Origin of the sequence: Murinocardiopsis flavida (assembly GCF_003014485.1) — a bacterium.
GTDB lineage: Bacteria > Actinomycetota > Actinomycetes > Streptosporangiales > Streptosporangiaceae > Murinocardiopsis > Murinocardiopsis flavida.
The window spans coordinates 86622-96193 of record NZ_PYGA01000004.1 but is presented as its reverse complement, the minus strand read 5'-3'; the positions used below and the strand labels follow the sequence as shown (position 1 = coordinate 96193).

The window sequence follows — 9572 nt, the reverse complement described above, 5'->3', positions numbered from 1 at the left end:
GATACGGGCCCGGAATGAGCCACCCGACGACACGACCGAGGAGGATCCGTTGAGCGAGACCTACATCCTCGACGCGGTACGCACCCCCATCGGCAAGTACGGCGGGGCGCTGTCGGGCGTGCGGCCCGACGACCTCGCTGCGCACGCGCTCCGCGCGCTCCTCGACCGCAACCCCGGCCTCGACCCGGCCGCGGTCGCCGACGTGTACTTCGGCGATGCCAACGGCGCCGGGGAGGACAACCGCGACGTGGCCCGCATGGCGGCGCTGCTCGCCGGGCTGCCCACCTCGGTGCCCGGCGCGACCGTCAACCGGCTCTGCGGTTCCGGCCTGGAGGCGGTCATCGCCGCCAACCGCGCCGTCGCGGTGGGCGACGCCTCCCTCGTCCTGGCCGGCGGGGTGGAGTCGATGAGCAGGGCGCCGTGGGTGCTGCCCAAACCCGCCAAGGGCTTCCCCGCCGGGCACGAGACCCTGCACTCCACCACCCTCGGCTGGCGGCTGGTCAACCCCGCCATGCCCGAGCGGTGGACGATCGCGCTCGGCGAGAGCACCGAGCGCCTCGCGCAGGCCGACGGCATCACCCGCGCCGAGCAGGACGCCTACGCGCTGGCCAGCCAGCAGAAGGCGGCGCGCGCCTGGGAGAAGGGCATCTTCGACGCCGAGGTCGCCGCGCTGCCCGGTGTCGACCTCGCCCGCGACGAGAGCATCCGACCCAGCAGCCCCGAGGCGCTCGCTGCGCTCAAGCCCGCGTTCCGCGCCGACGGCACCGTGACCGCCGGCAACGCCTCCCCCCTCAACGACGGCGCCGCGGCCCTCGCCATCGGCGACGCGGCCGCCGCCGAAGCGTCGGGGCTGGATCCGCTGGCGCGCATCGTGAGCCGGGGCGTCGCGGCGGTCGACCCCGACGTGTTCGGCATCGGCCCTGTCGAGGCCGCCGAGACCGCACTGCGGCGCGCCGGGATCGGCTGGGGCGACCTGTCGGTGGTGGAACTCAACGAGGCGTTCGCCGCCCAGGCGCTCGCCTGCCTGCGCAGGTGGGACGGCCTCGACCCCGCGGTCGTCAACCCCAACGGCGGCGCGATCGCCATCGGCCACCCCCTCGGCGCCTCAGGCGCCCGCATCCTGGGCACGTTGGCCCACGAGCTGCGGCGCCGCGGCGGCGGCTGGGGCCTCGCAGCCATCTGCATCGGCGTCGGCCAAGGGCTCGCGGTCGTCGTCCACGCCGACTAGCCCACAGCCGAACAGCCCACAGGAGCCGGTATGACGGAGAACACCGACGCCCCGGCGGCAGCGCCCCTCACCGTGCCGGGCTTCCGGCGCGACCACGCCGCGCACCCGCCCCTGGACTACCCGCCCTACCGCAGCACCGCGCTGCGCCACCCGACCCGCCCGCTGAAACTGCTGCCGCACATGCTCACCGAGGTCACCGGCCCCGTGTTCGGCCACGACCGCATCGGGGACCTCGACCACGACCTCACCCGGCAGCGCTCCGGCGAACCCCAGGGCCAGCGCATCATCGTGCACGGCCGGGTCCTGGACGCCGGGGGCCGCCCCGTCCCCCACTCCCTCGTGGAGGTCTGGCAGGCCAACGCGGGCGGCCGCTACCGCCACGTCATCGACAACTGGCCGTGCCCGCTCGACCCGAACTTCGACGGCGCCGGGCGCACCCTCACCGACGCCGACGGCCGCTACCGGTTCGTCACCGTCCGCCCCGGCGCCTACCCGTGGCGCAACCACGACAACGCCTGGCGGCCGGCCCACATCCACTTCTCCCTGTTCGGCACCTCCTTCACCCAGCGCCTGGTCACCCAGATGTACTTCCCCGACGACCCGCTGTTCGGCCAGGACCCCATGTGGAACGCCATCCCCGACGAGGCCGCCCGGCAGCGGCTGGTCGCCCGCTACGACCACGGCGCCACCGAGCCCCAGTGGGCGCTGGCCTTCGCCTGGGACATCGTGCTGCGCGGCCCGGAGACCACCCCCTTCGAGCAGGAAGCGGACGACGACTGATGCCCCGCACCACGCCCTCGCAGACCGTGGGTCCGTTCCTGCACATCGGCCTTGCGGACGACCCCTACGCCGCCGACGAGGGGGCGCCCGGCGGGCTGTGGATCCGCGGCACCGTCTACGACGGCGCCGGCGCGCCGATGCCCGACGCCATCGTGGAGACCTGGCAGGCCGACCCCGACGGCCGGTTCGACCACCCCGCCGACCCGCGCGGCGCCCGCACCAGCCCCGGCTTCCGCGGCTTCGCCCGCTGCGCCACCGACGCCGACGGCGCCTACTCCGTGTTCACCCGCAAGCCCGGCGCCGTCCCCGGCCCCGCCGGACCGCAGGCGCCCCACATCGACGTCTCGCTGTTCGCCCGCGGCATGCTGCGCCGGGTGGTGACCCGCCTGTACTTCCCCGAGGACGCCGCGGCCCGCGCCGCCGACCCCGTCCTGTCCGCCATCACCGACGACCGCGAGCGGGATACCCTGCTGGCGCGGGCGGCCGACGACGGCTACCGGTTCGACATCCGCGTCCAAGGGCCGGGCGAGACCGTGTTCTTCGACGTCTGACCGGGCCAACGGGGGGACCATGTTCGACGGGATCTTCGCCCGCAGCGGCGCCGCGGCCGAGGTCGGCGACGCCGCGTGGCTGCGCGCGCTGCTCGACACCGAGGCCGCGCTGGCGCGCGCCCAGGCGCGCGAGGGCGCCGTCCCCGCGTCCGCGGCACGGGCCATCGGCGCGGCCTGCTCCCCCGCCCGCTTCGACGCCGCCGCGCTGGGCGCCGCGGCCGCCGACGGCGGCAACCCGGTGATCCCCCTGGTCCGCGCCCTCACCGCGGCCGTGCACGACATCGACCCCGAGGCGGCCCGCTTCGTGCACACCGGCGCCACCAGCCAGGACATCATGGACACCGCCGCCATGCTGGTCGTGCGCCGGGCCTGCGGCGCCATCGCCGCCGAGACCGGCGCCCTGGGCGCCGCGCTGGCCGACCTCGCCGCCCGCCACCGCGACACGCCCATGGCGGGCCGCACCCTGTTGCAGCAGGCGCTGCCCACCACCTTCGGCGCGGTCGCCGCCGGGTGGCTGAACGGCATCGGGTCGGCCGACACCCGCCTCGCCGACGTCGCCGCGCACCGCACGGCCGCGCAACTGGGCGGCGCGGCCGGGACCCTGGCCTCCCTGGGGCCCGGCGGCCCCGCCGTGGCCGCCGCCTTCGCGGCGGAGCTCGGCCTCGCCGAACCCGTCCTCCCCTGGCACACCGACCGCGCGCGCGTCGCCGAGACCGGCGCGGCGCTCGCGGTGCTGTGCGGTGCGCTCGGCAAGGCGGCGCACGACATCGTGCTGCTCGCCCAGACCGAGGTGGGCGAGGTGACCGAGGACGCCGGCCCCGGCGTCGGCGGCTCCTCCACCCTGCCGCACAAGCGCAACCCCGTCGCCGCGGTCGCCACCCGCTCCTGCGCCGCGCAGGCCCCCGCCCTCGCCGCGGGCCTCCTTGGCGCGATGGACGCCGAGCAGCAGCGCGCGGCCGGCGCCTGGCAGTCCGAGTGGCCGCAGCTCAGCGCCCTGCTGCGCCTCACCGGCGCGGCGGCGTCCTGGCTGCGCGCGAGCCTCGACCGGCTGCGCGTCCACCCCGACCGCATGCGCGCCAACCTCGACGCCACCGGCGGGCTCCTCACGGCCGAGCGGGTCACCGCCGAACTCGCCGCGGAGATGGGCCGCGAGGCGGCCCACGACGCGGTCGCCGCCGCCTGCCGCGACACCGGCGGCGGCCCCGGGCTCGCCGCGGCGCTGGAGCGCCGCACCGGCGGCCGCCGCGACAGCGCCCGGTTCGCGGCGTTGCTCGACCCCGCCGACTACCTGGGCGCCGCCGGGGTGTTCACCGACCGCGCACTGGCCGCCCACCGCGCCCGGCCCGCGCACGAGGAGGGACACGCATGAGCGTCGAGGTGCACCACACGGTCGACGGGCCGCCGGACGCCCCCGTGCTGCTGCTGTCGGGGTCGCTGGGCAGCACCGCCGCCATGTGGGAGCCGCAGGCCACCGCGCTGCGCGACACCTTCCGCGTGGTGCGCTACGACACGCGCGGACACGGGCGCTCCCCCGTCCCGCCCGGCCCCTACACCGTCGCCGACCTCGGCCGCGACGCCCTCGCCCTGCTCGACCGCCTCGGCGTGCGGCGCGCGCACATCGCCGGGCTGTCCCTCGGCGGCATGACCGCACTGTGGCTGGCCGCGAACGCGCCCGAGCGCGTCGACCGGCTCGCCCTGCTGTGCACCTCGGCGCGGCTCGGCCCGCCCGAGGCGTGGGCGGAGCGGGCCGCGACCGTGCGCGCCGAGGGGACGGGGGCGGTCGCCGGGGCCGTCATCGGGCGCTGGTTCACGCCCGGCTTCGCGGCGCGCGAGCCCGCCACCGTCGAGCGCATGCGCGCCATGGTCGCCGCGACCCCCGCCGAGGGCTACGCCGCCTGCTGCGAGGCGATCCAGGGGTTCGACCTGCGCGCCGACCTCGCCCGCGTCACCGCGCCCACCCTGGTGGTCGCCGGCGCCGAGGACCCCGCCGCCCCGCCCGAGCACGGCGAGCGCCTGGCGGCCGGGATCAGCGGCGCCGACCTGCACGTCCTGCCCGCGGCCGCGCACCTGGCGAGCTGGGAGCAGAGCGGCGCCGCCACCCGGCTGCTGCGCGCGCACCTGGGGGCCGCCCCGAAGGACTGACATCCCACGACCGGAAACGGACACGCCGATGGACAACGACGCCGCGCCCGACACCCGCGCGGAAGGGACCGCGGTGCGCCGCGCCGTCCTGGGCGCGGAGCACGTCGACGCCGCCCGCGCCCGCACGACCCCGTTCACCGAGCCCTTCCAGGACCTCATCACCCGCTACGCCTGGGGCGAGATCTGGACCCGGCCCGGGCTCGACCGCAGGACGCGGAGCTGCATGGTCCTCACCGCGCTGTGCGCCAACGGGCACTGGGACGAACTGGCGATGCACGTCCGCGCCGCGCTCCGCAACGGCCTCACCCCCGCGGAACTCCAGGAGGTGTTCCTCCAGGCCGCCGTGTACTGCGGGGTGCCGGCGGCGAACAAGGCGTTCGCGATCGCGCAGCGGGTGCTGGAGGAGGACGATGGCTGAGGAGCGCACCCGCGTCGGCATCATCGGGGCCGGGCCCGCCGGGCTGCTGCTGTCGCACCTGCTGCACCGCGCCGGTGTGGAGTCGGTGGTGCTGGAGGCCCGCACCAGGGACCACGTCGAGCACCGCCAGCGGGCCGGGGTGGTCGAGCACGGTGTCGCGCGGATCCTGCGCGCGGCGGGGGCCGGGGCGCGGATGGACCGCGCGGGGGCCGTGCACCACGGCATCGAGCTGCGCTTCGACGGGCGCTCCCACCGGGTCGACTTCGCCGGGCTGTGCGGGCGCGACGTCGTCCTCTACGCCCAGACCGAGATCGTCAAGGACCTGATCGCGCACCGGCTGGCCGACGGCGGCGACGTCCGGTTCGCGGCGGCGGCGACCGCGATCGAGGGGATCGAGGGCGAGCGTCCCCGCATCCGATACGGCACCGCGGCGGGCGAGCAGGTGCTGGCCTGCGACTTCGTGGTGGCCTGCGACGGGTTCCACGGCATCGGCCGCCCGTCGATCCCCGCGGAGCGGGTCCGGCACTTCGAGAAGTCCTACCCGTTCGGCTGGCTCGGGATCCTCGCCGACGTGCCGCCGTCGGCCACCGAGCTGATCTACGCCCGCCACGAGCGGGGCTTCGCCCTGCACAGCCAGCGGGGCCCGCGGGTCAGCCGCCTCTACCTCCAGGTCGGCAACGACGACCACGTCGGCAACTGGCCCGACGACCGGATCTGGGCGGAGCTCGCCGCGCGCTTCGCGCTGCGCGACGGCGGCTGGGAGCTCGCCACCGGCCCCATCACCGACAAGGCCGTCACCCCGATGCGCAGCTTCGTCTGCGAGCCCATGCGCCACGGGCGGCTGCTGCTCGCCGGGGACGCCGCGCACATCGTCCCGCCCACCGGCGCGAAAGGGCTGAACCTGGCGATGCACGACGCCGCGCTGCTCGCCGAGGCGCTCGCTTCCTGGCACGCCACCGGCGACCACACCCTCGTCGACGGCTACTCCGACACCGCGCTGCGCCGGGTGTGGCGCGCGGAGCACTTCTCGTCGTGGATGACCGGCCTGCTGCACCGCGACCCGAACGGCAGCGCGTTCGACCGCCGCGTCCAGTCGGCGCACCTGGAGTTCATCGCGTCGTCCCGGTCCGCATCGGCGCAACTGGCGGAGAACTATACGGGCCTCCCGTACGTCTGACCCCGTGTGACGGCACGCAGAGACAGGACAGCCACTGACAGCAGCGCCACTGACAGCAGCACCCCACGGCAGGGCGACCGCATCGCCAAGCGCATCAGACGGCCGCGCAGGGCGCGGTCGGTGGCGCAGCCGCCCCCGGCCACCATGCGGGCGATCGCCATCCGCGACGGCGGATGGCGCTTCGAGGAGGTGCCCGTCCCCGTTCCAGGGCCCGACCAGGTCCTGGTCCGCACGCACGCCGCCGCGCTGAACCGCGCCGACCTGCTCGTCCTCGACGGCAGCTACACGGTGAACCCCGCTCTCGCGGCGCGCGAGCAGCCCATCGCCGGGATGGACGGCATGGGCGAGGTCGCCGCCGTCGGCAAGCGGGTGCCCACCACCTCGGTGGGCGACCGCGTCATGTACATGGCCACCTCGGCGTTCGCCGACTTCATCGCGATCGACCACCGGCTGCTGATGCCCGTCCCCCTCACCCTCAGCGCGGTGCAGGCCGCGGCGACCCCCTCGGCCGCCATCACCGAGTACGACGCGCTCATCGTCCAGGGCGGGCTGCGCGAGGGGCAGCACGTGCTCGTGCTCGGCGCGGCGACCGGTGTGGGCGTCCTCGCCACCCAGATCGCGCACTACGCGGGCGCCGCCACGGTCATCGGCTCCTCGACCGACCCGGTCAAGCGCACCCGGCTCGACCGCTACGGCGTCCATGTGGCGATCGACACCCGCCGCCCCGACTGGGCCGCGACCGTGCTCGACGCCACCGGGGGACACGGCGCCGACCTGGTGATCGACCACCTCGGCGGCAACGCGCTCGTGCAGGCGCTGTCCGCCACCGCTGTGGGCGGCACCATCGTCCACCTGGGGCACCTGGCCGGGCGGCACGCCGAGATCGACCTGGACCAGCTGGGCCGCCGCCGGGTGCGCCTGATCGGCAGCACGTTCCGCACCCGCACCCGCGAGGAGCTGTTCGCCATCGCCGCCGAGACCGCCTCGGCCCTGCGCCCCGCCCTCACCGAAGGCGCCATTGCCCCCGCCGTCGACCGCGTGTTCCCGTTCTCCCAGGCCGAGTACGCCGCCGCCTACCTCACCTCCGGCCAGGCCTTCGGCAAAGTGGTCCTCGACTTCGCCTGACCGGGGTCGGGTCAGGGGGCGGTTTCGAGGGGGACGGCGGTGCGCCAGGCCGCGGCGAGCGCGTCCAGGGGTAGGCCGAGGGCGTCGCCGAGGCGGACGATCGTGCCGAACGCCGGGCTCGGGAGCCGGCCGGTCTCGATCTTGCGCAGGGTCTCGGGCGAGATACCGGCCTCGTGGGCGACGTCGCCGAGGTCGCGGTCTGCCCGCGCCTCGCGCAGCACGGCCCCGAGCCGCCGGCCGGCCTCGATCTGCTGGGGTGTGAGCGGGTGGCGGACCATGCCGCCATGCTACGACTGGTATTTGTATACCGCCACCGGTGGCTTGGTATTATTATACCAATCGCCGATGTGAAGAGAGAGAACCGTGATCGAGCTGAAGTCCCCGCAGGAGATCGAGCGGATGCACGTCACCGGGCGCTTCGTCGCCCAGGTGCTGGCCGAACTCGGCGAGGCCGCCGACGTCGGCGTCAACCTCATGGACCTGGAGCACCGCGCCCGCGCCATGATCCGCGAGCGCGGCGCCGAGTCCTGCTACTGGGACTACGCCCCGTCCTTCGGCGAAGGCCCGTTCCGCAACGTCATCTGCCTCTCGGTCAACGACGCCGTCCTCCACGGGCTGCCGTTCGACTACACGCTGCGCGACGGCGACGTCCTGAGCATGGACATCGCGGTCGCCATCGACGGCTGGGTGGCCGACTCCGCCCGCACCGTCATCGTGGGCACCCCGGCGGCGGAGGACGTCCGCCTCGTCCGCGCCACCGAGGATGCGCTCGAAGCCGCCATCCTGGCGGCCCGTCCCGGCAACCGGCTTGGCGACATCTCGGCCGCCATCGGCGCGGTCGCGGACAAGGCCGGCTACCCGGTCAACACCGAGTTCGGCGGCCACGGGCTGGGGCGCACCATGCACGAGAGCCCCCATGTCCCCAACAAGGGCAAGGCCGGCCGCGGCCTCAAGCTCAAGCCGGGGCTGACCATCGCACTCGAACCCTGGTTCGCCCGCACGACCGGCCGCATCGTCTACGACCCTGACGGCTGGACCATCCGCTCGGCCGACGGCTCCCGCACCGCCCACTCCGAGCACACGGTCGCCATCACCGAGGACGGCCCCCGCGTGCTCACCCGCCGCTCCCCGCACCCTGCGGCCTGACCGGCCCCGGGCGCCGCGTGCGGCCATCAACGGGGCCTCCGGCCAGGGGTCACCAGGGCCGTGAACACATCCTCGCACTCGTCACGTCAATGGCGTTGCGCCACCGGGACCCTTCGGTGCCGGGCGAAGTATCGGGGGCCTAGCGTCGACCCCATGATGACCATGCCCGGTGCCGAACGCCGGACGGAACGGACCGCGCCCCCCGATTCGGGCCCCACCGGGCCCGTGCGGCAGCGGACCCCGTGACCCCGTGGGAGATGGCCGCCGTCCTCGCAGCGGGCCTCGGCGCCGGAGCCGTCAACACCGTTGTGGGGTCGGGCTCGCTCATCACCTTCCCCGTCCTGCTCGCCACCGGGCTGCCACCGGTGACCGCCGCCGTCTCCAACGCGCTCGGCCTGATCCCCGGCGCCATCAGCGGCGCCATCGGCTACCGCGCGGAACTCCGCGGCCAGGCCCGGCTCCTCCTGAGACTGGGCACCGGCGCGCTCGTCGGCGGCGTCACCGGGGCGGTGCTGCTGCTGGCGCTGCCCGCAGCGGCGTTCGAGCGGATCGTGCCCGCGCTGGTGGGGCTCGCCGTCGTCCTGGTCGTCCTGCAACCGCGGATCCGCGCGGCCGTGCTGCGGCGCCGCGAGCGGACCGGCGGCCCGGCCCGGCCCGACGGCGGCCCCCTGCTGGTGACCGGCGTCACCCTGGCCAGCGTGTACGGCGGCTACTTCCCCGCGGCCCAAGGGATCATCTACATCGCCCTGATGGGCGTGCTCCTCGACACGACCGTGCACCGGCTCAACGCCGTCAAGAGCGTCCTGGTCGCCGTGGTGAACTCCGCGGCGACGTGCTTCTTCCTCGTCTCCGCCGACTTCGACTGGACGGCCGTGGTGCTCCTCGCGGTCGGCTCGGCGCTCGGCGGCCTTGCGGGCGCGCGGCTGGGCCGCAGGCTCAGCCCCGCGGTGCTGCGCGCCCTTGTCGTGGTCGTGGGCGCCGCCGCGATCGTCCAGCTGCTGTAGC

11 protein-coding genes are annotated in these 9572 nt (G+C 75.5%); 10 read left to right on the top strand and 1 reads right to left on the bottom strand.

Annotated features, from left to right (window positions below; genetic code table 11):
- Positions 1–49 precede the first annotated feature (49 nt).
- The 8 genes from CLV63_RS07590 (at position 50) to CLV63_RS07555 (ending at position 7421) form a co-directional block, all read left to right on the top strand.
- Positions 50–1228 (top strand): thiolase family protein, encoded by a 1179-nt coding sequence (locus CLV63_RS07590; RefSeq protein WP_106582207.1) that lies wholly within the window; start codon positions 50–52, stop codon positions 1226–1228.
- A gap of 30 nt (positions 1229–1258) precedes the next feature.
- Complete coding sequence (pcaH, locus tag CLV63_RS07585; RefSeq protein ID WP_106582206.1) at positions 1259–2008, top strand: protocatechuate 3,4-dioxygenase subunit beta; 750 nt, start codon at positions 1259–1261, stop codon at positions 2006–2008.
- Complete coding sequence (gene pcaG / locus CLV63_RS07580) at positions 2008–2559, top strand: protocatechuate 3,4-dioxygenase subunit alpha (protein WP_106582205.1); 552 nt, start codon at positions 2008–2010, stop codon at positions 2557–2559. The genes pcaH and pcaG overlap by 1 nt, the downstream gene beginning before the upstream one ends.
- Before the next feature lie 19 nt (positions 2560–2578).
- Positions 2579–3928, top strand: coding sequence for a 3-carboxy-cis,cis-muconate cycloisomerase (gene pcaB / locus CLV63_RS07575; RefSeq protein WP_106582204.1), 1350 nt, complete (start codon positions 2579–2581; stop codon positions 3926–3928).
- Positions 3925–4701 carry a 3-oxoadipate enol-lactonase gene (gene pcaD, locus CLV63_RS07570; protein WP_106582203.1) on the top strand — a complete coding sequence of 259 codons (777 nt, stop codon included), beginning with the start codon at positions 3925–3927 and terminating at the stop codon, positions 4699–4701. Before pcaB ends, pcaD begins: the two co-directional genes overlap by 4 nt.
- 28 nt (positions 4702–4729) lie before the next feature.
- On the top strand, positions 4730–5119 hold the full coding sequence (pcaC, locus tag CLV63_RS07565) for a 4-carboxymuconolactone decarboxylase (RefSeq protein ID WP_106582202.1): 390 nt from the start codon (positions 4730–4732) through the stop codon (positions 5117–5119).
- A complete protein-coding gene (locus CLV63_RS07560; RefSeq protein WP_106582201.1) occupies positions 5112–6296 on the top strand; it encodes a 4-hydroxybenzoate 3-monooxygenase in 1185 nt (394 codons plus the stop codon). Before pcaC ends, CLV63_RS07560 begins: the two co-directional genes overlap by 8 nt.
- Before the next feature lie 120 nt (positions 6297–6416).
- On the top strand, positions 6417–7421 hold the full coding sequence (locus CLV63_RS07555) for a zinc-binding dehydrogenase (RefSeq protein WP_146165519.1): 1005 nt from the start codon (positions 6417–6419) through the stop codon (positions 7419–7421).
- A gap of 11 nt (positions 7422–7432) precedes the next feature.
- Here CLV63_RS07555 and CLV63_RS07550 read toward each other — a convergent pair whose 3' ends face one another.
- Positions 7433–7699 carry a helix-turn-helix transcriptional regulator gene (locus tag CLV63_RS07550; protein WP_106582199.1) on the bottom strand — a complete coding sequence of 89 codons (267 nt, stop codon included), beginning with the start codon at positions 7697–7699 and terminating at the stop codon, positions 7433–7435.
- Positions 7700–7784: 85 nt separating this feature from the next.
- On the opposite strand from CLV63_RS07550, the gene map reads away from it, so the two are divergent.
- Together map and CLV63_RS07540 are read left to right on the top strand one after the other, a co-directional pair.
- Entirely contained in the window at positions 7785–8567 is a 783-nt protein-coding gene (gene map / locus CLV63_RS07545; RefSeq protein ID WP_106582198.1) for a type I methionyl aminopeptidase, read from the top strand.
- Between the two features lie 242 nt (positions 8568–8809).
- On the top strand, positions 8810–9571 hold the full coding sequence (locus CLV63_RS07540) for a sulfite exporter TauE/SafE family protein (RefSeq protein WP_106582197.1): 762 nt from the start codon (positions 8810–8812) through the stop codon (positions 9569–9571).
- Position 9572: the final 1 nt, after the last annotated feature.

Bases quoted from the DNA above. Each gene is read 5' to 3' on its own strand.
- pcaC (WP_106582202.1), top strand. From the start codon at position 4,730: ATGGACAACGACGCCGCGCCCGACACCCGCGCGGAAGGGACCGCGGTG.
- pcaB (WP_106582204.1), top strand. From the start codon at position 2,579: ATGTTCGACGGGATCTTCGCCCGCAGCGGCGCCGCGGCCGAGGTCGGC.
- pcaD (WP_106582203.1), top strand. From the start codon at position 3,925: ATGAGCGTCGAGGTGCACCACACGGTCGACGGGCCGCCGGACGCCCCC.
- CLV63_RS07550 (WP_106582199.1), bottom strand. From the start codon at position 7,699: ATGGTCCGCCACCCGCTCACACCCCAGCAGATCGAGGCCGGCCGGCGG.
- CLV63_RS07560 (WP_106582201.1), top strand. From the start codon at position 5,112: ATGGCTGAGGAGCGCACCCGCGTCGGCATCATCGGGGCCGGGCCCGCC.
- pcaH (WP_106582206.1), top strand. From the start codon at position 1,259: ATGACGGAGAACACCGACGCCCCGGCGGCAGCGCCCCTCACCGTGCCG.
- pcaG (WP_106582205.1), top strand. From the start codon at position 2,008: ATGCCCCGCACCACGCCCTCGCAGACCGTGGGTCCGTTCCTGCACATC.